Annotated in this window: 21 protein-coding genes; 16 read left to right on the top strand and 5 right to left on the bottom strand. The window is 72.9% G+C overall.

All coding sequences use genetic code 11. The annotated features are described in order from the left end of the window. Positions 1 to 65: 65 nt before the first annotated feature. The 7 genes from glmS (at position 66) to CMN_RS12500 (ending at position 7,885) form a co-directional block, all read left to right on the top strand. Complete coding sequence (glmS, locus tag CMN_RS12530; RefSeq protein ID WP_015491166.1) at positions 66 to 1,916, top strand: glutamine--fructose-6-phosphate transaminase (isomerizing); 1,851 nt, start codon at positions 66 to 68, stop codon at positions 1,914 to 1,916. A 10-nt stretch (positions 1,917 to 1,926) separates the two neighbouring features. Beyond that, positions 1,927 to 2,286 (top strand): holo-ACP synthase, encoded by a 360-nt coding sequence (locus CMN_RS12525; protein ID WP_015491165.1) that lies wholly within the window; start codon positions 1,927 to 1,929, stop codon positions 2,284 to 2,286. Next, positions 2,283 to 3,440, top strand: a complete 1,158-nt coding sequence (gene alr / locus CMN_RS12520) for an alanine racemase (protein WP_015491164.1) — start codon at positions 2,283 to 2,285, stop codon at positions 3,438 to 3,440. The genes CMN_RS12525 and alr (CMN_RS12520) overlap by 4 nt, the downstream gene beginning before the upstream one ends. Further along, positions 3,437 to 5,125, top strand: a complete 1,689-nt coding sequence (gene alr / locus CMN_RS12515; RefSeq protein WP_015491163.1) for an alanine racemase — start codon at positions 3,437 to 3,439, stop codon at positions 5,123 to 5,125. Before alr (CMN_RS12520) ends, alr (CMN_RS12515) begins: the two co-directional genes overlap by 4 nt. A gap of 9 nt (positions 5,126 to 5,134) precedes the next feature. Beyond that, positions 5,135 to 5,752 (top strand): tRNA (adenosine(37)-N6)-threonylcarbamoyltransferase complex dimerization subunit type 1 TsaB, encoded by a 618-nt coding sequence (gene tsaB / locus CMN_RS12510; protein WP_015491162.1) that lies wholly within the window; start codon positions 5,135 to 5,137, stop codon positions 5,750 to 5,752. After that, positions 5,749 to 7,377, top strand: coding sequence for a tRNA (adenosine(37)-N6)-threonylcarbamoyltransferase complex transferase subunit TsaD (gene tsaD / locus CMN_RS12505; protein ID WP_015491161.1), 1,629 nt, complete (start codon positions 5,749 to 5,751; stop codon positions 7,375 to 7,377). The genes tsaB and tsaD overlap by 4 nt, the downstream gene beginning before the upstream one ends. 103 nt (positions 7,378 to 7,480) lie before the next feature. Next, the gene (locus CMN_RS12500; protein ID WP_015491160.1) at positions 7,481 to 7,885 is read left to right on the top strand and encodes a DUF4190 domain-containing protein; all 405 of its coding nucleotides are present in this window, start codon (positions 7,481 to 7,483) and stop codon (positions 7,883 to 7,885) included. A gap of 81 nt (positions 7,886 to 7,966) precedes the next feature. Here CMN_RS12500 and CMN_RS12495 read toward each other — a convergent pair whose 3' ends face one another. Then, positions 7,967 to 9,169, bottom strand: coding sequence for a class I SAM-dependent methyltransferase (locus CMN_RS12495; RefSeq protein WP_015491159.1), 1,203 nt, complete (start codon positions 9,167 to 9,169; stop codon positions 7,967 to 7,969). A gap of 144 nt (positions 9,170 to 9,313) precedes the next feature. Between CMN_RS12495 and groES the strand changes: the two genes are divergently transcribed. The 3 genes from groES (at position 9,314) to CMN_RS12480 (ending at position 12,123) form a co-directional block, all read left to right on the top strand. Next, positions 9,314 to 9,610, top strand: coding sequence for a co-chaperone GroES (gene groES, locus CMN_RS12490; protein WP_012039257.1), 297 nt, complete (start codon positions 9,314 to 9,316; stop codon positions 9,608 to 9,610). 97 nt (positions 9,611 to 9,707) lie between these two features. Beyond that, positions 9,708 to 10,661 (top strand): EamA family transporter RarD, encoded by a 954-nt coding sequence (gene rarD, locus CMN_RS12485; RefSeq protein ID WP_015491158.1) that lies wholly within the window; start codon positions 9,708 to 9,710, stop codon positions 10,659 to 10,661. Between the two features lie 178 nt (positions 10,662 to 10,839). Further along, the gene (locus CMN_RS12480; RefSeq protein ID WP_015491157.1) at positions 10,840 to 12,123 is read left to right on the top strand and encodes an ABC transporter substrate-binding protein; all 1,284 of its coding nucleotides are present in this window, start codon (positions 10,840 to 10,842) and stop codon (positions 12,121 to 12,123) included. A 292-nt stretch (positions 12,124 to 12,415) separates the two neighbouring features. On the opposite strand, the gene CMN_RS12475 is transcribed toward CMN_RS12480, so the two are convergent. The 4 genes from CMN_RS12475 to CMN_RS12460 are packed head-to-tail and all read right to left on the bottom strand — an operon-like array spanning position 12,416 to position 16,492. After that, positions 12,416 to 13,174, bottom strand: coding sequence for an ABC transporter ATP-binding protein (locus CMN_RS12475; protein WP_012039254.1), 759 nt, complete (start codon positions 13,172 to 13,174; stop codon positions 12,416 to 12,418). Continuing rightward, on the bottom strand, positions 13,171 to 14,094 hold the full coding sequence (locus CMN_RS12470) for an ABC transporter ATP-binding protein (RefSeq protein ID WP_015491156.1): 924 nt from the start codon (positions 14,092 to 14,094) through the stop codon (positions 13,171 to 13,173). The genes CMN_RS12475 and CMN_RS12470 overlap by 4 nt, the downstream gene beginning before the upstream one ends. Further along, a complete protein-coding gene (locus tag CMN_RS12465) occupies positions 14,087 to 15,058 on the bottom strand; it encodes a branched-chain amino acid ABC transporter permease (protein WP_015491155.1) in 972 nt (323 codons plus the stop codon). The genes CMN_RS12470 and CMN_RS12465 overlap by 8 nt, the downstream gene beginning before the upstream one ends. A gap of 6 nt (positions 15,059 to 15,064) precedes the next feature. Further along, positions 15,065 to 16,492, bottom strand: a complete 1,428-nt coding sequence (locus tag CMN_RS12460; RefSeq protein WP_015491154.1) for an ABC transporter permease subunit — start codon at positions 16,490 to 16,492, stop codon at positions 15,065 to 15,067. A 276-nt stretch (positions 16,493 to 16,768) separates the two neighbouring features. Between CMN_RS12460 and guaB the strand changes: the two genes are divergently transcribed. The 6 genes from guaB to CMN_RS12430 all read left to right on the top strand — a co-directional run bounded on the left by guaB (position 16,769) and on the right by CMN_RS12430 (position 23,821). Continuing rightward, positions 16,769 to 18,271: an IMP dehydrogenase gene (gene guaB, locus CMN_RS12455; protein ID WP_015491153.1), complete on the top strand. Its 1,503-nt coding sequence runs from the start codon at positions 16,769 to 16,771 to the stop codon at positions 18,269 to 18,271. Positions 18,272 to 18,438: 167 nt separating this feature from the next. Further along, positions 18,439 to 19,503 carry a hypothetical protein gene (locus CMN_RS12450; RefSeq protein ID WP_015491152.1) on the top strand — a complete coding sequence of 355 codons (1,065 nt, stop codon included), beginning with the start codon at positions 18,439 to 18,441 and terminating at the stop codon, positions 19,501 to 19,503. Positions 19,504 to 19,557: 54 nt separating this feature from the next. Next, positions 19,558 to 20,676: a GuaB3 family IMP dehydrogenase-related protein gene (locus CMN_RS12445; protein WP_012297979.1), complete on the top strand. Its 1,119-nt coding sequence runs from the start codon at positions 19,558 to 19,560 to the stop codon at positions 20,674 to 20,676. A gap of 101 nt (positions 20,677 to 20,777) precedes the next feature. After that, complete coding sequence (locus CMN_RS12440) at positions 20,778 to 21,311, top strand: cation:proton antiporter regulatory subunit (RefSeq protein WP_012039247.1); 534 nt, start codon at positions 20,778 to 20,780, stop codon at positions 21,309 to 21,311. Between the two features lie 3 nt (positions 21,312 to 21,314). Continuing rightward, positions 21,315 to 22,820 carry a cation:proton antiporter gene (locus CMN_RS12435; RefSeq protein WP_015491151.1) on the top strand — a complete coding sequence of 502 codons (1,506 nt, stop codon included), beginning with the start codon at positions 21,315 to 21,317 and terminating at the stop codon, positions 22,818 to 22,820. Next, positions 22,820 to 23,821, top strand: a complete 1,002-nt coding sequence (locus CMN_RS12430) for an SURF1 family cytochrome oxidase biogenesis protein (protein WP_015491150.1) — start codon at positions 22,820 to 22,822, stop codon at positions 23,819 to 23,821. Before CMN_RS12435 ends, CMN_RS12430 begins: the two co-directional genes overlap by 1 nt. Positions 23,822 to 23,824 lie beyond the last annotated feature (3 nt).

Below are 23,824 nucleotides of genomic sequence, written 5' to 3'. Positions count from 1 at the left end.
CGGGGCACGCCGCGACGCCCGGCCGCGCAGGGGAACCCCGACGCGGACGGCTAAAGTGGTGCCCCATGTGCGGAATCGTGGGATACGTCGGTGAGTCCAAGAGCCTCGAGGTGCTCCTCGGGGGGCTGCGGAGGCTCGAGTACCGGGGCTACGACTCCGCGGGCGTCGCGGTGCTCGACGAGGACGGCACGCTCGGCGTCCGCAAGCGCGCGGGCAAGCTCGACCGCCTGCTGGAGGACCTGGAGGCGTCGCCGCTGCCGAACGGATCCACCGGCATCGGCCACACCCGCTGGGCGACGCACGGCGGCCCCACCGACCGCAACGCGCACCCGCACCTGGGCGACGACGGCAAGCTCGCGCTCATCCACAACGGCATCATCGAGAACTTCGCGGAGCTCAAGGACGACCTCCTCGCGGACGGCTACACGTTTCACAGCGACACCGACACCGAGGTCGCGGCGCAGCTGCTCGGCCGCGAGTACGGCGTCACGCACGACCTGGAGCAGGCGTTCCGCAACACGGTGAGCCGGCTCGAGGGGGCGTTCACGCTCCTCGCTGTGCACCGCGACCAGCCCGGCCTCGTGGTCGGCGCCCGCCGCAACTCGCCGCTCGTCATCGGGCTGGGCGAGGGCGAGAACTTCCTCGGATCCGACGTCGCGGCGTTCGTGGAGTTCACGCGCCGCGCGGTCGCCATCGGGCAGGACCAGATGGTCGCCATCCGCCCCGACTCCGTCACGGTCACCGACTTCCACGGCGCCCCCGTCGAGACGCACGAGTTCGAGATCGCGTGGGACGCCTCCGCATCCGAGAAGGGCGGCTGGTCGAGCTTCATGGCGAAGGAGATCAGCGAGGGCCCGGATGCCGTCGCGAACACCCTCCGCGGCCGCATCGTCGACGGCGTCGTCGTGCTGCCCGACCTCGACGCGATCGGCGAGGTCGACCTCGCCGACATCTCGCGCATCGTCATCGTCGCGTGCGGCACCGCCGCGTACTCCGGCATCCTCGGCAAGTACGCCATCGAGAAGTGGGCCCGCGTCCCCGTGGAGGTCGAGCTCGCGCACGAGTTCCGCTACCGCGACCCCGTGCTCGACGCCACCACGCTCGTCATCTCCATCAGCCAGTCCGGCGAGACCATGGACACGCTCCTCGCCGTCCGCTACGCCCGCGAGGCCGGCGCGCGCGTCCTCTCCATCTGCAACACGCAGGGCGCCACGATCCCGCGCGAGTCCGAGGCCGTCGTCTACACGCACGCGGGTCCCGAGGTCGCGGTCGCGTCCACGAAGGCGTTCGTCGCCCAGGTCGCCGCGCTGTACCTGTTCGGGCTGCACCTCGCGCGCATCCGCGGCACGCTGTCGGCCGACGAGATCGTCGCCAACACCGAGGAGCTCCTGGCCGTGCCGGAGAAGCTCGCCACCGTCGTGGAGCAGGGCGAGAAGATCAGCCAGCTCGCGAAGTGGATGGCCGACACCCGGGCCGTGCTCTTCCTCGGCCGCAACGTCGGCTTCCCGGTCGCGCTCGAGGGCGCGCTGAAGCTCAAGGAGCTCGCGTACATCCACGCGGAGGGCTTCGCGGCCGGCGAGCTCAAGCACGGGCCCATCGCGCTCATCGAGCCGGGGCAGCCCGTGTTCGTCATCGTTCCGAGCCCCGTCCACCAGCTCGCGCTGCACAAGAAGGTCATCTCCAACATCGAGGAGATCCGCGCGCGCGGCGCCCGCGTCATCGCGATCGCCGAGCAGGGCGACGCGTTCGTGCTGCCGCACGCCGACGAGGTCATCCCGATCCCGCTCGCCGCGCCGCTGTTCGAGCCGCTCCTGGCCGTCACGCCGCTGCAGATCTTCGCCATGGAGCTCGCGGCGGCCAAGGGCCTCGACGTCGACCAGCCGCGCAACCTCGCGAAGTCCGTCACCGTCGAGTGACCGCGGCGGCGTGATCAGGGGCATCGGCGTCGACGTGGTCGACGTGGCGCGGTTCGCCCGGAGCGCCGGGCGCACTCCGGGTCTCGTGCCGCGCCTGTTCGCGCCCGCCGAGCGGTCCCTGCCCGCGCGGTCGCTCGCGGCCAGGTTCGCGGCGAAGGAGGCGCTGATCAAGGCGCTCGGCGGCCCCGGCGGGATCAGCTGGCAGGACATGGAGGTCGTCCGCGACGAGCACGGAGACCCGTCGTTCCGCGTGGCCGGCGTCGTCGCGCAGGTCGCGGCCGCGCGGGGCGTGACGCGGATCCACCTGAGCATGAGCCACGACGCCGGCCTCGCCACGGCGTTCGTGGTGACCGAGGGGGACGTACCGTGACCGACGAGGCGACGCTCCAGGCGCCGGCCGCCCTCCGGCGGGAGGCGCGCATCGACACGGGCGCGATCTCCGTGAACGTGCGCACGCTGCGGGCCACCACGGGCGCGCCGCTCGTGATGGCCGTGGTCAAGGCCGACGGCTACGGGCACGGCGCTGTCGCATCGGCGCGCGCGGCGCTCGCGGGCGGGGCCGACCGGCTCGGCGTGGTCGACATCCGCGAGGCGCTCGCGCTGCGGGCGGCCGGGATCGAGGCGCCGATCCTCACGTGGATGCACGCGCCCGGCGCCGACTTCGCCACCGGCCTCGAGGCCGGCGTCGACCTGGGGCTCAACAGCCTGCGCCAGGTGCGCGAGGTCGCGGACGCCGCCCGCCGCGTCGGCCGCGCCGCGGACGTGCACCTCAAGGTCGACACGGGGCTCGGCCGCAACGGCGTGACGCCGGCGGAGTGGCCGGCCGTCGTCGCCGAGGTCGCGGCGCTCGTCGCCGAGGGCAGGATCCACCTCGGCGGCGTCTTCAGCCACCTCGCCAACGCGGGCGAGGAGGAGGACCGGGCGCAGGTCCGCGCGTTCCACGAGGCGGTCGACGTGGTGCGGGCCGCGGGGCTGGAGCCCGGGATCCGCCACCTCGCCGCCACCGCGGGCGCCCTGCGCGTGCCCGAGGCCCGCCTCGACATGGTGCGCCTCGGCATCGGGATCTACGGCATCTCGCCGCTCGACGGCGTCACGTCCGCCGACCTCGGCCTCGTGCCCGCCATGACCCTCGTCGGCAGCGTCGTCGCGGTGAAGCGCGTGCCCGCCGACACGGGCGTCTCCTACGGCTACACGTACCGCACCACGCGGGCCACGACCCTCGCGCTCGTCTCGCTCGGGTTCGCCGACGGCGTCCCGCGGCTCGCGAGCAACCGCGCGCCCGTCGCGATCCACGGCGCGCGCTTCCGCGTGAGCGGCCGGATCGCCATGGACCAGTTCGTGGTCGACGTGGGCGACGGCGTCGTCGACGACCGCCCCGTGGTCGTGGGCGACGACGCCGTGCTGTTCGGGGATCCCGCCACGGGCGCCCCCTCCGTGGAGGAGTGGGCCGAGGCGACGGGCACCATCGGCTACGAGATCGTCGCGCGCGTCGCCGGCCGCGTCACCCGGAGGTACTCCGCATGAGCGACGCCGTCCCCGCGCCCGTCCCGGCCGGCCCCGTCGCGCCCGGCCGTCGTGCCGTGATCGACCTCGACGCGATCCGCCACAACGTCCGCACGCTCGCCGCGCTCGCCGCCCCCGCGCGCACGATGATCGCCGTGAAGGCCGACGCGTACGGACACGGCGCCCTGCAGGTCGCGCGCGCCGCCCTCGAGGCGGGCGCCGAGAGCCTCGCCGTGCTCGACGTGGCCTCCGCCGTCGAGCTCCGCCGCGCCGGGATCGACGCGCGTCTCCTCGCCTGGCTGCACGGCGTCGACACCGACTTCCGCGTCGCGGTCGAGCACGGCATCGACCTGGGCGTCTCGGCGCTGTGGGAGCTGGAGCGCATCGCGGCCGCGGGACGCGCCACGGGGATGCGCGCCCGCGTGCACCTCAAGGCCGACACGGGCCTCAGCCGCAACGGCGCCACCCCGGAAGCGTGGCCCGACCTGGTGCGCGCGGCCGTCGCCGCCGATGCCGCGGGCGAGCTGACGCTGCACGCGCTCTGGTCGCACCTCGCCGACGCCTCGCCCGAGGACGACGACGCCGCGCTCGCCCGCTTCCGTGAGGCCGTCCGCGTGGCCGAGGAGCTGGGCGCGCGGCCGGTCGAGAAGCACCTGGCCGCCAGCTCCGCGGGGATCCGCCTGCCCGCCGCCCGCTTCGACATGGTGCGCTTCGGCATCGCCGTCTACGGCATCTCGCCGTTCGACGACCGCTCCGGTCGCGACCTCGGCCTCGTCCCCGCGATGACGCTCGAGGCCGACGTCGTCTCCGTCAAGCGCGTCCCGGCGGGGCACGGCGTCTCGTACGGCCTCGACCACCGCACCGCGGGGCCGTCGACGCTCGTGCTCGTGCCGCTCGGGTACGCCGACGGGATCCCGCGCATCGCCGCCCCGCACGCCTCCGTGCTGCTGAACGGCCGCCGCTTCCCGATCGCCGGCCGCATCGCCATGGACCAGCTCGTGCTCGACGTCGGCGACCTGCCCGTCGAGGTGGGGGACACCGCCGTGATCCTCGGCCCCGGCCACCGCGGCGAGCCCACCGCCGAGGAGTGGGCCGGCTGGGCCGAGACCATCGGCGACGAGATCGTGACCCGCGTCGGCCCCCGCGTCGACCGCGTGCACCTGCACGAGCGGGCGGCCGCCGACGCGGAGGCGCCGGCCGCCGAGCTCCTCTCCGACGTGCTCGTCCCCGTCGCGACCACGGACGACATGGAGGAGGTCGGCCGCGCCGTCGCGCGCGAGCTGGGCGCGGGCGACCTCGTCGTCCTCTCCGGCCCGCTCGGCGCGGGCAAGACCACGTTCACGCGCGGGCTCGGCGACGGCCTCGGCGTCCGTGGCCCCGTCACGAGCCCCACGTTCGTGCTCGCGCGCACGCACCCGAGCCTCGTCGACGGCCCGCCGCTCGTGCACGTCGACGCCTACCGCCTGGCCGACGCCCGCGAGCTCGACGACCTCGACATCGACTTCGCGCGCTCGGTCGTGGTGGTCGAGTGGGGCGAGGGCAAGCTCGACGGCGTCGCGGAAGAGTGGTGGGACCTGCGGATCGCGCGGCCCACGGGCGCGGGCGACGCCGACGCGGATCCCGACGCCGACGCGGATCCCGACGCCGCTCCCGAGGAGCCCCGCACCGTCCGCATCCGACGGCTCCGCGCGCGGCCCCGCGCCTAGACTCGTCCAGTGCTCCTCGCGATCGACACCTCCGCCGGCACGGGCGTCGCCGTCATCGACCCCGACGGCCGCGTGCTCGCCGAGCGCCAGGAGGCCGACACCATGCGGCACGCCGAGGTCATCGGCACGCTGCTCGACGAGTGCCTCACCGCGTCCGGCATCGAGCGCTGCGACGTCCGCGCGGTCGTCGCGGGCATGGGCCCCGGCCCCTTCACCGGCCTCCGCGTCGGCATCGCGGCGGCCCGGATGCTGGCAACCGGCCTGGACGTGCGCGTGATCCCCGTGGTCAGCCACGACGCCGTCGCGCACGACCACTACGCGGCGGGCGGCACCGGATCCCTCGTCGTCGTCACCGACGCGCGCCGCCGTGAGCTGTACTGGTCCGTCTACCGCGAGCCCGCGCCCGGCGGCGTCGCCGAGCGCACCGCGGGCCCCGGCCTCAGCAAGCCGGACGACGTGCCCGCCGCGGATCACCGGATCGACGCCGCCGGCGTCCGCGCGGCCTCCCTCGCGCAGGTCGCCCGCCGGATGGACGAGCTCGACCTGCCCTTAGCGCCCGACGAGGCGCTCTACCTCCGCTCGCCCGACGTCACGGTCTCCGCCGGCCCGAAGCGGGTCACCTCGTGAGCGTCCTGTTCCGCACCGCGGAGGTCGCTGACCTCCCCGCGCTGATGCACCTCGAGACCACCACGTTCGTCTCCGACGCCTGGTCGGCCGACGCGATGCGCGGCGAGCTCACGGCCCGGCACGGCTGGTACGTCGTGGCCGCGGACACGGACGGCGGCAGGATCCTCGGCTACGCCGGCCTCTCCTGCCCGCGCGGCGCGCACGCCGCCGACGTCCAGACCATCGCCGTCGCCGACGGCAGCCGCGGCCGCGGCATCGGCCGCGCCCTCCTCACCCGGCTCGTCGCCGAGGCGCACTCCCGCGGCGCCCGCGAGGTGCTGCTGGAGGTGCGCGCCGACAACCCGGTCGCCCAGTCCCTCTACTCGTCGCTCGGATTCGAGGCCATCGCCGTCCGCCCGCACTACTACCAGCCGGACGACGTCGACGCCGTCGTGATGCGCGTCGCCCTCGCCGCGACGCCGCCCGAGGTCGCGGAGCCGCGGGACGCACCCGCCGAGCGCGTCCAGCCCGCCGCATCCGGCGCCGCGGGCACGGAGGCGGACCCGCACGAGACCGCCGCGGACGACGCCGGCCCCCTCGTCCTCGGCATCGAGACCTCGTGCGACGAGACCGGCATCGGCATCGTCCGCGGCCAGACGCTCCTCGCCAACGTCATCTCCAGCTCCATGGACGAGCACGCGCGCTACGGCGGCGTGGTGCCGGAGGTGGCCGCCCGCGCGCACCTCGAGGCGCTGACCCCCGCCATCGACGCGGCCCTCCTCGAGGCGGACGTCACCCTCCGCGAGCTCGACGCGATCGCCGTCACCGCGGGCCCCGGCCTCTCCGGCGCGCTCATGGTCGGCGTCGGCGCGGCGAAGGCGCTCGCCGTGGCCCTCGACATCCCGCTGCACGGCGTCAACCACCTCGTCGGACACGTGGGCGCGGACCTCCTCAGCACCGACGGCGGCCCCGGCGTCCCGCTCGAGACCCCGAGCATCGCGCTGCTCGTCTCCGGCGGCCACACCTCGCTGCTCCTCGTGCGCGACCTCGTGGACGACGTCGAGCTCCTCGGCGAGACCATCGACGACGCCGCGGGCGAGGCCTTCGACAAGGTCGCGCGCGTGCTCGGCCTGCCGTACCCCGGCGGCCCGCACATCGACCGGGTCGCGGCCGACGGGGACCCGAGGGCGATCCGCTTCCCCCGCGGCCTCTCTCTGCCGAAGGACATGGAGCGCCACCGCTACGACTTCTCCTTCTCGGGCCTCAAGACCGCGGTGGCCCGCTGGGTCGAGAAGCGCCAGGACGCCGGCGAGCCCGTGCCCGTCGCGGACGTCGCGGCGAGCTTCCGCGAGGCCGTCGTCGACGTGCTGCTCACGAAGGCCGTCGCCGCGTGCGTCGACCACGGGATCCCGCGCCTGCTGCTGGGCGGCGGCGTCGTCGCGAACGCGCGCGTGCGGGAGCTGGCGGCGGAGCGGTGCCGGGCCGCGGGCATCGAGCTGCGGATCCCGCCCCTGTCGCTGTGCACCGACAACGGCGCCATGATCGCGGCGCTCGGCGCGCGGCTCATCGAGTCGGGCCGCGCGCCGTCGGGGCTCGCGTTCGGCGCGGACTCGACGCTGCCCGTCACCGTCGTCCAGGTCGGCTGACCGCCCGACGCCCCCCGATCGGGGTCCTTTCGGGTTTATTTACCTGACGCGAGAATCCCGGGGCACGCATCACGGTATGTTCCCAGGGACGAAAGGAACGACAATGACCGATCCGCAGAACCCGGACCGCTCCAACGACGGCTTCCCGCCCGCGCCGAGCCAGCCCGCCTACCCGGCCGCTCCCGCCGCAGGCTCCGACTCGCCTTACGCGGCGCCCTACCAGCCCGGCCAGGGCGGTGCGCCCGTCTCCAAGGGGCTGAGCATCACGTCGATGGTCCTCGGCATCGTGTCCGTGGTGACGATCCTCTTCTGGTTCCTCTCCGCGCCCCTCGGCATCGCCGCGATCATCACGGGCGTCCTCGGCAAGAAGCGCAACCCGGACGCGAAGGGCTTCTGGCTCACCGGCATCATCACCGGCATCGTCGGCCTCGTGCTCGCCGTCGGCCTCGCGATCCTCGGCTTCATCGCGCTGGCCGCGCTGCAGGAGCAGGGCTACACCACGCAGTAGCGTCACCCGCACGACACGACGCGGCCGTCCCCTCGGGGGCGGCCGCGTCGTCGTGTCCGGGCGGGGGGCGGCGGTCGGGCGTCAGCCCGCGTCGACCCCGTGCCGGTCCGCGAGGATCGCCACGCGCCGCCCGCCGACCCGCGTCGCGATGAGCGTCGCCGACCCGTCGCCCTTGAGCTGCAGCCGGGTGCGCAGCCGCGCCGGATCGACGTCGACCCCGCGCTTCTTGATCTCCAGCGTGCCGATCCCGCGCGCCCGCAGCTCGCGCTTCAGCCGCTGCTCGTCGAGCGGCAGCACCTCGCGCACCCGGAAGCCGCGCGCGAACGGCGTCGCCTGCTCGCGCTCGGACGTGATCCACGCGATGCCCTCGCCGACCATCCGCCCGTCGAGGGAGCGCGCGAGGTCGCCGATGAGGCGGGCGCGGATCACGGCGCCGTCGGGCTCGTAGAGGTGCGCGCCCAGCTCGCCGAGCTCGGCGTCCTCGCTGTCGGCCTCCGCCGTGAGCTCCGCCTGCGACCCGCCGCTGATGACGAGCGCCGCCCGCCGCACGCCGTCGCGCCGCGTCGGCCCGAACCAGAGGCCCATCTCCACGGCCTGCCCGTCGACCGAGACCCACTGCGCCTCCGCCTCCGCGGGGATGAGGTCGCGGTCGAGGCCCGGTCCGAGCTTGATGCCCGCGGCCCGTCCCGCCGCCAGCTCGAAGGCGGCGGAGAGGGTGGGGGAGTAGGCGTCCGGATCCGAGATGCGGCGGGTCGACGAGTGCCCGTCCGTGCGCCGCGCGGGATCCAGGTAGACGCCGTCGACGCGGCCGGTGTCGAACGCCTCAGCCGTGCCCTGCTCGACCTCGGCCTCGGGGAACGGCGCGAGGTTCCAGCCGGCGACCGCGGCGGTCACCTCGTCGCGCTCGACGGCCGTGACGCGGATCCCGATGGCCGCCATCGCCATCGCGTCCCCGCCGATGCCGCAGCCGAGGTCCGCCACGTGCGCGACGCCGGCCTGCTGGAAGCGCCCGGCGTGCTGCGCGGCGACCGGCAGCCGCGTGGCCTGCTCGAGCCCGGCCTCCGTGAAGAGCATGCGCGCGGCGAACTCGCCGAACTTGCCCCGCGCCCTGGCGCGCAGGCGCGACTGCGTGAGGACGGCGGACACGAGCGCGGGGGAGTGCCCCTCGCCGCGGAGCGCGCTCACCATCCGCACCATGTCGTCCCCCGGCGCCGGCGCGGGAAGGGAGTCGAGCAGGCGGAGCCCCTCGAGCGAGAGCACCTCGCGGAGGTCGGTCTGATCCATCCGCCCACCGTACCCGGGCGCCTCTGCACCGATTGGCACTCGCGTTGCGCGAGTGCAAGCGCGGCCCGTAGAATCTCACCTGGCACTCTCCCCGGGAGATTGCCAATCAGTCTTGTCCCTTAGTCACGAAGGAAGAGGTCAACCGTGTCGGTCTCCATCAAGCCGCTCGAGGATCGCATCGTCATCCAGCAGGTCGAAGCCGAGCAGACCACCGCGTCTGGTCTGGTCATCCCCGACACCGCCAAGGAGAAGCCCCAGGAGGGAGAGGTCGTGGCCGTGGGCCCCGGCCGCATCGACGACAACGGCAACCGCGTCCCGCTCGACGTCGCCGTCGGCGACAAGGTCATCTACTCCAAGTACGGCGGAACCGAGGTCAAGTACGACGGCCAGGACCTCCTCGTCCTCTCCGCGCGCGACGTGCTCGCCGTCATCGAGCGCTGACGCTCCGCACCAGCGACACCGCAGCACCGCACCACCCGGGAGCCCGGCCGACACGTTCGGCCGGGCTCTCGTGCGTCCGCGGCGCTAGCCTCGTGAGGTGACGCGCCCCACCCCGGAGACCTCGACCCGCACCGGCCTGATCGCCGCCGTCGGCGCCTACGGCCTCTGGGGCGTCCTCCCCGTCTTCTTCCTCCTGCTCGTGCCGGCCGGGGCGTTCGAGATCGTCGGCTGGCGGATCCTCTTCTCGCTCGTCTTCTGCGCCGTCGTCATCACGGCTGCGCGGCGCTGGGGGCGCGTGGTGGCCATCGTGCGCCGGCCGCGCATCCTCCTCGGCCTCGGCCTCGCGGGCCACCTGATCCTCGTCAACTGGACCGTGTACGTGTACGGCACGCTCTCCGGCCACGTGGTCGAGACCGCGCTCGGCTACTTCATCAACCCGATCGTCACGGTGCTGCTCGGCGTGCTCCTCCTGCGCGAGCGCCTGCGCCCGCTGCAGTGGACCGCCGTGGGCCTGTCGGCGCTCGCGGTGGCGGTCATCGCCGTCGGCTACGGGCAGCTGCCGTGGGTGTCGCTCGCGCTCGCCGGCTCGTTCGGGCTCTACGGGCTCGTGAAGAAGCGCGTGAGCGGCGGAGCGGACGCGCTCTCCGGCCTCGCGCTCGAGACGGCGTGGCTGGTGCCGGCCGCCACGACGATGCTCGTGATCACGGGTGCCGGCGCCGGCCTCACCATCGGGACGGTGTCCCTCGGGCACACGCTCCTCCTCGTCAGCACCGGCGTCGTGACCGCCGGCCCGCTCCTGCTCTTCGGGTTCGCCGCCGGCCGCCTGCCCCTCTCGGTGATCGGGCTCACGCAGTACCTCGCTCCGCTGCTGCAATTCGCGTTCGGCGTCTTCGTGATGTACGAGGCCATGCCGCCCGAGCGGTGGGCGGGATTCGCGATCGTCTGGGCGGCGCTCGTGCTGCTCACGATCGACATGGTCCGCGCGTCCCACCGATCCCTGCCCGTCGCGGTGCCTGCGCGGAGGGATCCGGCGGTCGTCGAGGGCATCTGATTCGGATCCCGTCGCGCATTTCGCGACAGGTAACGATCGGGTCGCGTTACACGACGGAAATGCCGATGCATTGTGCCCGTCTCATCCGCGCCCTAGGGTCGCACCAGGCGAGGCACGCATTCGCGTGCCTCATGCACCACATTCCCGAGCATCACCACACACATCCATAAGGAGCACCATGAGCGCATTCGGCAGGGCTTCGGCCTCCCGCTCACGATCCGCCCGCACCGCCCTCAGCGCCGTCACCATCGCGGTGGCCGGCGCCCTCGTCCTCGCCGGCTGCTCCGGCGGCGGCGGTGGCACGGGAGGCACCACGGCCGACGGCGGCCTGGACCTCAAGATCGGCACGATCCTCCCGCAGACGGGGTCCCTCGCGGTCCTCGGCCCGCCCGAGTTCGCGGGCGTGGACCTCGCCGTGAAGGACATCAACGACGCCAAGGCCGGCATCACGGTGACCAACACGGCCAAGGACTCGGGCGACACCACGACCGACATCGCCAGCCAGTCGGCCACCTCGCTCATCGCGGACGGCAACACCGCCATCATCGGCGCCGCGTCCTCGGGCGTCTCGAAGACCTTCATCGACCAGGTCACCCAGGCCGGCGTCGTGCAGCTCTCGCCGGCGAACACCTCGCCGGACTTCACGACCTACGCGGACGACGGCTACTACTGGCGCACCGCCCCCTCGGACGTGCTCCAGGGTCGCATCCTCGGCAACAAGATCCTGCAGGACGGCAAGACCAACGTCTCGATCCTCTACATGAACGATGCCTACGGCACGGGCCTCGAGGAGAACATCAAGAAGACGCTCGAGGCCGGCGGCGCCACCATCGCCGCCGAGCAGGTCTTCGAGCCCTCCGCGACGGACTTCAACAGCGCGATCACCTCCGTGCTCGCCCCGAACCCGGACGCGCTCGTCGTCATCTCGTTCGACGAGATCAAGACCATCGCCGACCAGCTGGCGTCGAAGGGCTTCGACTTCTCGAAGTTCTACGGCACGGACGGGAACTACGGCGTCATCAAGGAGACCGACACCAACGTCGACATCGCGGGGGCGCAGTTCACGAACCCCGGCGTCGAGGCCAAGGAGGACTTCCAGACGCGCCTGCAGGACATGGTGAAGGCCGAGGGCGAGCCCGCCCTCACGGTGTTCAGCTACTCCGCCGAGTCGTACGACGGCACCGTGCTCCTCGCGCTCGCCGCGCTCCAGGGCAAGGCGACCGACGGCGCGACGCTGAAGGAGAACCTCCAGTCCGTCTCCGAGGGCGGCGAGAAGTGCACGACCTTCGCGGACTGCGCCAAGCTCATTGCGGACGGCACCGACATCGACTACGACGGCCTCTCCGGCCCGATCACGTTCGATGAGAACGGCGACCCGACCGAGGCGTACGTCTCCGTCTACAAGTACGGCACGGGCAACACCACGACCTTCGAGGAGCAGGTCTACGGCAAGCTCGACTAGCACCCGCACCACGCACGGCTGAGGGCCCGGTCCGCATGGACCGGGCCCTTCGGCGTGCCCGGGTGCGCGCGGTGCGGCCGCGGCCGGCTGGCGTCGCGTGCCGTCCTCCCGCGTCGGCGGCCGGGCGGTCACGCGCCGGCGGAGCGCCGTCCCGCAGGGGGCCAGCGCGCCGTCACGACGGCGGGACGCGCACGGTCGCGGTCCGTGGGGCGGACGCCCGCGCCCCCCCCCCCGCACACAACGACGCGGCACCCCCGGAGGGATGCCGCGCCGTGTCGTGCGTGGGTGAGGATCAGGGCTGGGGCGCCGCCTTGGCCTTCTCCTGGTCGGCCGCGAGCGTGCCGAGGTACAGCTCGATGACCTTCGGGTCGTTCATGAGCTCGCGCCCGCGGCCCTCGTACGCGTCCTTGCCCTGGTCGAGCACGTAGCCGCGGTCGCAGATCTGCAGCGCGCGCCGGGCGTTCTGCTCCACGATCATCACGGAGACGCCCGCGCGGTTGATCTGCGCGACGTTGATGAACGTCTCGTCCTGGCGCACGGGGGAGAGACCGGCGCTCGGCTCATCGAGGAGCAGCACCGTCGGGTCCATCATGAGCGCGCGCGACATGGCGACCATCTGGCGCTCGCCGCCGGAGAGGGATCCGGCGCGCTGCTTGAGCCGCTTGCCGAGCTCCGGGAACAGGTCGGTGACGAACGCCAGCCGCTCCTTGTACATCTTGGGCTTCTGGTACGCGCCCATCTGCAGGTTCTCGTCGATCGTGAGCGTCGGGAACACGTTGTTGTTCTGCGGCACCATGCCCACTCCGCGGGAGACGAGCTTGTCGGCCTTGAGCCCGGTGATGTCCTGGCCGTTCAGCTCGATGCTGCCGCCGCGCACGTTCACCTGGCCGAAGATCGCCTTCAGCAGCGTCGACTTCCCGGCGCCGTTCGGGCCGATGATGCCCACGAGCTCGCCCTTGTCGACGTGCACGTTGCATCCGTTGAGGATGTTGACCCCGGGCAGGTAGCCCGCGTGGAGGTCGGTGGTCTGGAGGACCCGCTCTGCCGTCACTTGTCTGCCGCTTCCTTCTCGATCTCGCTCTTCACGAGGTCGGAGTCCATGTCCTTCGCCACCTCGCGCTGGCCCGTGAGGGTGCCGAGGTCGGTGTCGTGGTGGGCGCCGAGGTAGGCGTCGATGACGGCCGGGTCGCTCATCACGGTCGAGGGCGGGCCCTCGGCGACGATGCGGCCCTCGGCCATCACGACCACCCAGTCGGCGATCTCGTTGACCATGTGCATGTCGTGCTCGACGAACAGCACCGTCATGCCCTCGGTCTTGAGGTCGAGGATGTGGTGCAGCAGCGACTGCGTCAGCGCCGGGTTGACGCCGGCCATCGGCTCGTCGAGCATCACGAGATCAGGCTTCGTCATGAGCGCGCGCGCCATCTCGAGGAGCTTGCGCTGACCGCCGGAGAGGCTGTCCGCGTAGTCCTCCTCCTTGGCGTCGAGCTTGAACTTCTTCAGCAGCCCGCGCGCGCGGTCCGTGATCTCGTCCTCCTTCTTGCGCCAGAGGGGGCGGATCAGCGCGGAGAAGAAATTCTCGCCGCCCTGGCCCGTGGCGCCGAGGCGCATGTTCTCCAGCACCGTCATGCCGCCGAGCGCCTTCGTGAGCTGGAAGGTGCGCACCATGCCGAGGCGGGCGACGCGGAAGGCGCTCATGCCGGCGAGGTTCTTCCCCGAGAACTCCCACGTGCCGGTGTTCGGCTTGTCGAAGCCGGTCAGCAGGTTGAAGAACGTGGTCTTGCCGGCGCCGTTCGGGCCGATGAGGGCCGTGATGGAGCCGCGGGGGATCTCGAGGTGGTCGACGTCGACGGCCTTCAGGCCGCCGAACTGCCGGCTGACGCCGTGCGCGACGATGATGGGGTCCTTCTTGGCGCAGCCCGGACCGGCGTCGCCGTCGAGGATGGCCGAGACCGGGGTCTTGTCAGGCAAAGTGCGTCTCCTTCTTCTTCCCGAAGATGCCCTGTGGTCGGAAGATCACGAGCAGCATGAGCGCGACGCCCACGATGATGAAGCGGATCGGGCCCTGCTGGGTGCTCGAGATGGGCAGCCAGCCGTTCGACACCGCGAGGCTGAGCAGGCCGTCCGAGAGCGACAACGTGACCCAGAAGATGATCGAGCCGATGACCGGCCCGAAGATCGTGGCCGCGCCTCCCAGCAGCATGATCGTGTACAGGAAGAACGTGAGCTGCGTGCCGTAGTTGTCGGGCTGCAGCGACCTCGGGAGGATGAAGACCACGCCCGCGAGCCCGCCGAACACGCCGCCGAGCACGAGCGCCTGCATCTTGTAGGAGTAGACGTTCTTGCCGAGCGCGCGGACCGCGTCCTCGTCCTCGCGCACGCCCTTCAGCACGCGGCCCCAGGGGCTGCGCATGAGGAGGAACACGAGGAGGCAGGCGATGCCGACGAGGCCCCATCCGACGATGCGGATCCACCACTGGTCGGCCGAGTAGGTGAGCACGCCGAAGCCGAAGCGGCCCTCGGGCAGCGGGTTGAGGTCGTTGAAGCCGGCCGCCGCGCCGTTGATGCCCTCGGAGCCGCCCGTGACGGCGGAGAACTCGGGCGTCTTGACGCTCAGCCGGATGATCTCGGCCGCAGCGATGGTGACGATGCTCAGGTAGTCCGCCCTCAAACGGAGGGTCGGGATGCCCAGGATCAGCGCGAACACGGTGGACGCGACGATCGCCGCGAGGAGCGACGCCCAGACGGACCAGTCGTACATGACCGCCGTGATGGCGAACGCGTAGCCGCCGATGGCCATGAAGCCGGCCTGGCCGAAGTTGAGCAGGCCCGTGAAGCCGAAGTGGATCACGAGGCCGACGGTCGCGAGCGCGTACGCCGCGGTGGTCGGCGAGAAGATCTCGCCGAGCGCCAGGAAGATGAAGTTGGAGTTCATGCGCGGCTAACCGATCCGATCTTTCCGACCCAGGATTCCCTGGGGCCTGATGAGCAGGATGACGATCATGACCACGAGCGCGGCCACGTACTTCATGTTCTCGGGCAGGACCATGGTGCTGACGTTGATGAAGACGCCGATCACGATCGAGCCGATGAGCGCGCCGAACGCCGTGCCGAGCCCGCCGAGGACGACGGCCGAGAAGACGAGCAGCAGGATGGACGCGCCCGTGTCCCAGCGCAGCGACTGGTAGTAGGCGATGAAGACGCCGGACAGGGCGGCCAGCGCGGCGCCGCCGATCCAGACCACGCGGATCACGCCCTCGACGTCGATGCCCGACGCCGCGGCGAGCGAGCGGTTGTCGGAGACGGCGCGCGTGGCCTTGCCGATCTTCGTGTAGAGCAGCACGTACGCGACCGCCAGGAGGAGCACGACCGAGACGACCGCGCCGGCGACATCGGTGAACTTGAGGCTCACCGGCCCGACGACCAGGAACGGGGCCGGGCTGTTGGGGAGCGTCAGGCGGTCGGCGCCGAAGATGAACTGGAAGAGGTAGCGCAGGGCGAGGGACAGGCCGATGGTGACGATCATCAGCGGCACCAGCCCGAGGCGCCGCTTCCGCAGGGGCTTCCAGAGCGCCGCGTCCTGCGCGAACCCGAACGCCCCGCCGAGGATCACCGTGATGACGATCGCGAGCACCGGGTTCAGGCCGAGCACGTTGCTGAACAGGTACGCCATGAGCGCGCCGAAGGTGACCAGCTCGCCGTGCGCGAAGTTGTTGAGGCCCGTCGTGCCGTAGATGAGCGAAAGGCCGATGGCCGCGAGGGCGAGCAGCAGGCCGAAGATGAGGCCCGTCACCACCTTGGGCCAGAAGATCTTCCAGAAGTTGTTCTGGGTGACGGGCTCCGCGGTGCCGGAGACCGCGCCGGTCTCGGTGTCCGGTGCGGCGGTCTCGCCGGCGGTGGACGTCCCCGTGCCGGCACCTGCGCTGGCGCTCGGTGCCGGGGTCGACCCGGCGGAGCCCGCCGCCGCGCCGTCGGGCGAGAGGAAGAAGAAGGCGGGCACGTTCTTGTTGCCGGCGGCCACGTCGATCTCGCGAGGGCTCGAGCCCGCGCGGGGGACGCCCGCGCCCTCGGGGATCGTCGACGCGTCGACCTCGACCGTAAAGGAGCCCGGCGCGCTGAGGCCGACCTCGGCCTTGCCGTCCGCGCCGGTCGTGCCGGTGGCCTCGACGCCGCCGCCCGAGACCTTCACGGTGACCCCGGCGATGCCGGTCTTGTCGGCGTCCGCCCGGACCCACACGAGCAGGGACTGCTCGGCGGACGCCGGGTCGACCGCCTGCGGCGCCGCGCGGGGATCCGCGTGCGCAGCCGACGGGGCCGAGAGGAGAAGTGCGGTGCAGGCGAACGCCACCGCGAGAATCAGGGCCCACATGCGCTGCGCGCGTGCTCCGGCCGAACCAGTGGCTATCACTAGACCTCCATAGGGGGAGCCGTGCGAGGGGTAAGTCCGCACAGGCACCGCGACTACCGTCAGGACGACGTTGGTTGACAGTACGTGCTGATTATGTCCTGGATGTTTCGGGCGTGTACGGCGTGGAGGCGTGATACGCCGGGAATGCCGGTCGGCGCGTCCCGTTAACATTGAGACACCGGTTGCCGACGCGGTCCCCCGGGTACCCCATCCGCCTCTCATCCCCCTGGAGGGAACTTGGACCAGTCCGACCCGTTCGGCGTCATCGGCCTCACCTACGACGACGTCATGCTCCTGCCGGGGCACACCGACGTCATCCCGAGCGAGGCGGACACCACGTCCCGCCTCACGCGCAACATCAGCGTCGCCGCTCCGCTCCTCTCCTCCGCCATGGACACCGTCACCGAGGCGCGCATGGCCATCGCCATGGCGCGCCAGGGCGGGCTCGGGGTGATCCACCGCAACCTCTCCATCGAGGACCAGGCCGCGTTCGTCGACAAGGTGAAGCGCAGCGAGTCGGGCATGATCACGAACCCGGTCACCACGCGACCCGACGCGACCGTGGCCGAGGTGGACGCGCTCTGCGGCCAGTTCCGCGTCTCCGGCCTCCCGGTGGTCGAGCAGGACGGCACGCTCGTCGGCATCATCACGAACCGCGACATGCGCTTCGTGTCGCCCGTGCAGGCCGCCACCACGCTCGTGCGCGACGTGATGACGCGCACCCCGCTCATCACCGGTCGCGTCGGCATCGACCCCGACCACGCGATCGCGATCTTCGCGGAGCACAAGATCGAGAAGCTCCCGCTGGTGGACGAGGCGGGCAAGCTGCGCGGCCTCATCACCGTCAAGGACTTCGACAAGTCGGAGCAGTACCCGGACGCCACGAAGGACGCCGAGGGGCGCCTCCGCGTCGGCGCGGCCATCGGGTTCTTCGGCGACGCCTGGCAGCGCGCGCTCGCGCTCGTCGACGCCGGCGTCGACGTCATCGTCGTCGACACGGCCAACGGCGACAGCCAGGGCGTGCTCGACATCATCCGCCGCCTGAAGTCCGACCCCGCGACCTCGCACGTCGACGTCATCGGCGGCAATGTCGCCACCCGCTCGGGCGCGCAGGCGCTCATCGACGCGGGCGCGGACGCCATCAAGGTCGGCGTGGGCCCCGGGTCCATCTGCACCACGCGCGTCGTCGCCGGCGTCGGCGTGCCGCAGGTCACCGCGGTCTACGAGGCGTCGCTGGCCGCGCGCGCCGCCGGCATCCCCGTCATCGCCGACGGCGGCCTCCAGTACTCGGGCGACATCTCGAAGGCGCTCGTCGCCGGCGCCGACACGGTCATGCTCGGCAGCCTCCTGGCCGGCTGCGACGAGAGCCCCGGCGACCTCATGTTCGTGGGCGGCAAGCAGTTCAAGAGCTACCGGGGGATGGGGTCGCTCGGCGCCCTGCAGACCCGCGGCTCGAAGACCTCCTACTCGAAGGACCGCTACTTCCAGTCGGACGTCCCGAGCGACGACAAGCTCATCCCCGAGGGCATCGAGGGCCAGGTGCCCTACCGCGGATCCCTCGCGAACGTCGTGTACCAGCTCACCGGCGGCCTCCGGCAGTCGATGTTCTACGTGGGCGCGCGCACGGTCGGTGAGCTCAAGGACCGCGGGCGCTTCGTGCGCATCACGGCGGCCGGGCTCAAGGAGTCGCACCCGCACGACGTGCAGATGGTCGTCGAGGCACCCAACTACCGGCGCTGATGCGCTGACCCGCGCGTCCCCCGCGCGGTCACGACGAGGGGCCGGTGCCTGGCGCACCGGCCCCTCGCGCGCGCGGGCGCTCCCTCACAGGGCGCGGATCCGGACGCACGCCCGGCGGGTCGCGGCGGGCCGCGTCCTCGGCGCCCGCGGCCCGCGACACTGCCCGCATGACACCGACCCCGCCGCCGTCCGCCGTCCCGCCACCCGCCGCCCCTCCGTTCGAGGCGGTGTCGCTCGGGCCGCCCGGGGTGGCGCTGATCCTGTCGGGGGTCTCGCGTCCCTCCGCCGCGCGTCCTGTCGCCGAGGAGGAGCGGGCCGACGCTGCGGTCGTCGCCCGGGCGGAGGCGCGCGGCGAGCTGCTGCGGCTGCGCGCGGGCGTGCACGTGCGGCGCACCGAGTGGGAGGCGGTGTCGGCGCGCGGACGGCACCTGCTGCGCATCCGCGCGCTCGCCCGCGTCGCGCTCGACCCGGTCGTGCTGGGCGGGGCGTCGGCGGCCGCCGTGCACGGGCTGCCGCGCCTCGCCCCGTGGCCCGCGCTCGTGACGCTGCTCGAGGCGCCGGGGCTCCGGCGCGGTCGCCCCGCGGGCACGCGCGTCGTCCGCGATCCCGCGCACGGGCGGTCGCGTCTCGTGCTGGGGGCGGAGGCCGTTCGGCTGCCGGGGCTCGCGGCGACGGCACTCGCCGCATCGCACGAGGCGGCGATGGCGGCGGTGCGCGGAACCGCGCCGCGCGGCCCGGGGTGGTACGCGCACGGTCTGGTCGCGCTCGACCACGCGCTCGCGCCGACGCGCAGGTCGCCGGTGACGCGCGCCGACCTCGATCGGGAGTGGGGGATGCGCGGTTCGGGTCCGTGGAGCCGACGCGCGGAGCTGCTCGTCCGGGCGGCGGACGGCGCCGCATGCTGCCCGCTGGAGTCGGTCGCGCGCGGCGTCGCGCACGAGGTCGGGCTCGCCCCGCCCGCCGTGGGAGTCGCGGTCGGCGGCCACGGGCGGCTCGCGCTGGCCTGGGCGGCCCAGCGGGTGGGGCTGCGGATCGTCGGGAGGGGGTGCGCGGGTCGCGTCGCGCCCGGGGCCGATGCCGACGCCGGCCACGCGGGGCAGCGGGAGGTCGGCCGCTGGCGCGTGGTGGTCGCGGGGGAGGGGGACGTGCTGGGCGCGGGGCGGCTCCGCGCACTCCTGCTGCACGCGGGCCTCGAGCCCGAGCGGCGCGCGGCGCGTGCCGCCCGGGGGTGACCGCGGATCCGGGCGGCGGCCGGTCGCGCAGGAGCCCGCCGCTAGGCTGGGCGGGTGAGTGATGTAGAGATCGGCCGCGCCAAGCGGGCCCGCCGTGTGTACGCGTTCGACGACATCGCCATCGTCCCGTCCCGTCGCACGCGCGACCCGCAGGACGTGTCGGTCTCGTGGTCCATCGACGCATACCAGTTCGAGATCCCGTTCCTCGCCGCGCCCATGGACTCGGTCGTCTCCCCGGCGACGGCCATCGCGATGGGGCGCTTCGGCGGCCTCGGCGTCCTCGACCTCGAGGGCCTCTGGACCCGGTACGAGCACCCCGAGCGCCTGCTCGAGGAGATCCGGTCGCTGCCGCCCGAGTCGGCCACCGCGCGCATGCAGCAGATCTACTCCGAGCCGATCAAGCCGGAGCTCATCACGGCGCGCATCGCGGAGATCCGCGCGGCCGGCGTCGTCGTCGCCGCGGCGCTCTCGCCCCAGCGCACCGCCGACCACTACGAGACCGTGGTCGCGGCCGGCGTCGACCTCTTCGTCATCCGCGGCACCACGGTGTCCGCCGAGCACGTCTCGAAGGGCGCGGCCCCCCTCAACCTCAAGAAGTTCATCTACGAGCTCGACGTCCCCGTCATCGTCGGCGGAGCGGCCACCTACACCGCGGCCCTCCACCTCATGCGCACGGGCGCGGCCGGCGTGCTCGTCGGCTTCGGCGGAGGTGCGGCGTCCACGACGCGCTCGACCCTCGGGATCCACGCGCCCATGGCGACCGCGCTCTCCGACGTCGCGGGCGCTCGCCGCGACTACATGGACGAGTCCGGCGGCCGCTACGTGCATGTCATCGCCGACGGCGGCCTCGGCAGCTCGGGCGACATCGTCAAGGCCATCGCGGTCGGCGCCGACGCGGTCATGCTCGGCTCCACGCTCGCGCGCGCCACCGACGCGCCCGGGCAGGGCTTCCACTGGGGCGCCGAGGCGCATCACTCCGAGCTGCCGCGCGGTCACCGCGTGCGGGTCGACCAGGTCGCGCCGCTCGAGCAGATCCTCTACGGCCCGTCCACCACGGCCGACGGCAGCGCCAACCTGGTCGGCGCCCTGCGCCGTGCCATGGCCACCACCGGCTACTCCGACCTGAAGGAGTTCCAGCGCGTCGAGGTCGTCGTCGCGCCGTACGGCAAGTAGTCCGCGCCGGCCACCCGGCCGGGCCCGTCCCGCGCCGAGCGGACAGGGAACATGCGGGGCGCGGCCCGCGTTGTGAACCAGAGGAAGAGGGAGGTGCGCGCATGGCGGAGGTCCGTCGCGTCAAGCTGCCGGGTGTCGGCGTGCTGCACACCTTCATCACGGACGACGGGGGCAAGGTCGGCGTCATCGCGCACCGCTCCGGCCACAGCGACCTGATCACCTTCTCCGAGGAGCAGGACGGGCCCGACACGCAGAAGGTGTCGCTCCGCCTCAGCGAGGACGAGGCGCACACGCTCGCCGAGCTGCTGGGCGGCACGCGGATCACCGAGTCCCTCGACAAGCTCGACCAGATCCCGGGCCTCAGCATCGACTGGTTCACGGTCGACTACGACGACCACATCGCCGGCCAGGCCCTCGGCAACCTCGCCTCGCGCGGCGTCGTGGGCCTCACGGTCGTCGCGGTCGTGCGCGGCGAGTCGGCCAACCCCGCGCCCTCCGACGACTTCACCGTCTACCCGGGCGACACGCTCGTCGTGGCCGGATCCCCCGAGAAGGTCGCCAAGGCCTTCGCGTTCTACCGGACGGGCGAGTTCCCGCACCGCCCCGCGCCCGGCTCCGCGCCGGACGGAGGGTAGCGGGTGCACCACGGCCTCGACCTCATCGTCCTCGGCCTGCTGTTCGTCCTCGCCTACGCGTTCGGCCAGCTCGGCAAGCGCATCGGCCTGCCCGCGATCCCCATCTACATGCTCGTCGGGCTCCTCGCGAGCCCGAGCGTCGACTGGTTCCCGCTCGACTTCGCCTCGGGCGACATCGAGCTGATCGCCGTCTTCGGCCTCATCCTGCTGCTGTTCAACCTGGGGCTGGAGTTCGACCAGGACGAGTTCTTCGGCAACGCTGGCAAGCTCATCATCTCGGGCGGCTCGTACGTGCTCATCAACATGGGCGTCGGGTTCGCGTTCGGGTTCGCGCTCGGCTGGGGCACGCGCGAGGCGCTCATCATCGCGGGCATGACGGCGACGTCGTCGAGCGCCATCGTGACGAAGCTGCTCATCGAGCTGAACCGCCTGGCCAACGACGAGACGCCCATGATCCTGGGCGTCACCGTGGTCGAGGACATCTTCATCGCCGTCTACCTCGCCATCGTGTCGGTCGTGCTGAGCGGCGAGACCGAGCCGTGGGCGGTGGTCGGCCAGCTCGCGGTGTCGTTCGCCTTCCTCGTGGTGATGTTCACGGTCGCGCGCAAGGGCGGCGCGTTCCTGTCGCGGTTCATGCGCACGCGCGACGTCGAGCTGTTCACCGTCCTGTTCTTCGGCCTCGCGATCCTCTTCGGCGGCATCGGCGAGGTGCTCGGCGTCACCGACGCGATCGGCGCCTTCCTCATCGGCCTCGTGCTCGGCGCGACGCGCGTGCGCAACCGCATCGAGCAGATCGCCATCCCGCTGCGCGACGTCTTCGGCGCGTTCTTCTTCCTCAACTTCGGCCTGGCGCTGGATCCCGGCGAGTTCCCCACCGTCGTCGTCCCGGTGCTCCTCGCCGTGCTCATGACGGTCGTGCTCAACATCATCGCCGGGCAGTTCGTCGCGTGGCTGAACGGGCACGGCGCGCAGGCCGGCATCAACACGGCCTTCATCCTGCAGAACCGCGGCGAGTTCGCGCTCATCCTCGCGACTCTCTCGCTGTCGGCGGGGCTCGACGAGCGGATCCAGCCGTTCGCGGGCCTCTACGTGCTGGTGATGGCGATCATGGGGCCGCTCCTCGCCGCGAACTCGGTGCGCATCGGCACGGCCGTGCTGCCCACGCGGTACCGCTCCGCCACGAAGCGCGCCGCCGAGAAGGCCGAGCGCGACGCGGAGCGGGCGGGTGCGCTCGCCCTGTTCGAGGCGGCGGAGCGCGGCGCGCAGGTGCCCGGCGACGGCCTCGCGGTGGCGACGCCGCGGCCGGGCACCGCGGCGCGCGGCACGACGCCGGGCACCGGCCCCGAGGCCGAGGGCGCCGTCGCCGCTCGGAGGGGCGCCGACGAGGATGCCACCGACGATGCGGGAGCCCCGTGGCCCGCCCCCGACCGCCGCGCCGAGCAGGCCGGCCAGCAGTCCGACCACGACACCTGGACCCCACCCACCCGCGAACGGGAACCCGACTACTGATGACCCACGCACCCGACCCCCGCTCCGACGCCGCACCGCGTCCCGACGCCGCGACCGCGGTATCCGGTCCGGGCGGATCCGGCGCCGCCGGCCCCACCGTCGGCCAGGTCGCCCGCCGCCCGCGCTCCCTCGCGCTGCTGGCGCTCGCGCTCGTCATCGCCGCGGGCTTCGCCGCGCTCGGGCAGTGGCAGCTCGCGCGCGCGGTCGAGTCGGGCGTCGTCATCGAGCGCGACACCGAGACGGCGCTGCCGCTCGGCACGCTCGCCCAGCCGCAGGGCTACGTCACCGACACGTCCGCCGGGCACATGGTCACCGTCCAGGGCTCGCTCGTCCCCGGCGACTTCGTCGTCGTCTCCGACCGCCTCAACGCCGGCCGCACCGGCGCCTGGGTCGTCGGCCACCTCTCGATCACGGACGACGGCTCCGCGGATCCGGCGCCCGACGCGCTGCCCGCCAGCGTGCCGGTCGCGCTCGGCTGGACCGCGACCGACGACGAGGCGGCGGCCGTCGCGACGCAGCTGGACGCGGGCGACGGATCCCCGACGGGGGTCCAGGAGATCGTCGGCCGCTTCCTCCCGAGCGAGCAGCCCGAGCCCCCGGGCGAGGGCCAGGACCCCCAGCGCATGACCCGGCTCAGCACGGCGGCGCTCGTCAACCTCTGGCCGGGCGACGCGGGCGACGTCTACAACGGCTTCATCGTCGCGTCGACCCCGATCGCCGGCCTCACGGCGATCGACTCGCCTCCGCCGAGCGAGGCCGTGCAGCTCAACTGGCTCAACATCTTCTACGCGGCCGAGTGGGCGGTCTTCGCGGTCTTCGCGATCGTCATCTGGTACCGCACCGTCCGCGACACCTGGACCCGCGAGCAGCCCGGCTACCGCGAGGACGAGGACGAGGACGAGGACGGCGACGAGGACGGTGACGACCCGCTCCCCGACGGGGGTCGCGACGAGGCCGTCGGCGCTCCCCGGCGCGGGAGCCGCGCAGACGCCGACCGGTAGGAT

It is taken from the genome of Clavibacter nebraskensis NCPPB 2581 (assembly GCF_000355695.1).
Taxonomy (GTDB): Bacteria; Actinomycetota; Actinomycetes; order Actinomycetales; family Microbacteriaceae; genus Clavibacter; species Clavibacter nebraskensis.
The sequence above is the reverse complement of the archived record's forward strand: the minus strand, read 5'-3'. Positions and strand labels throughout refer to the sequence as shown.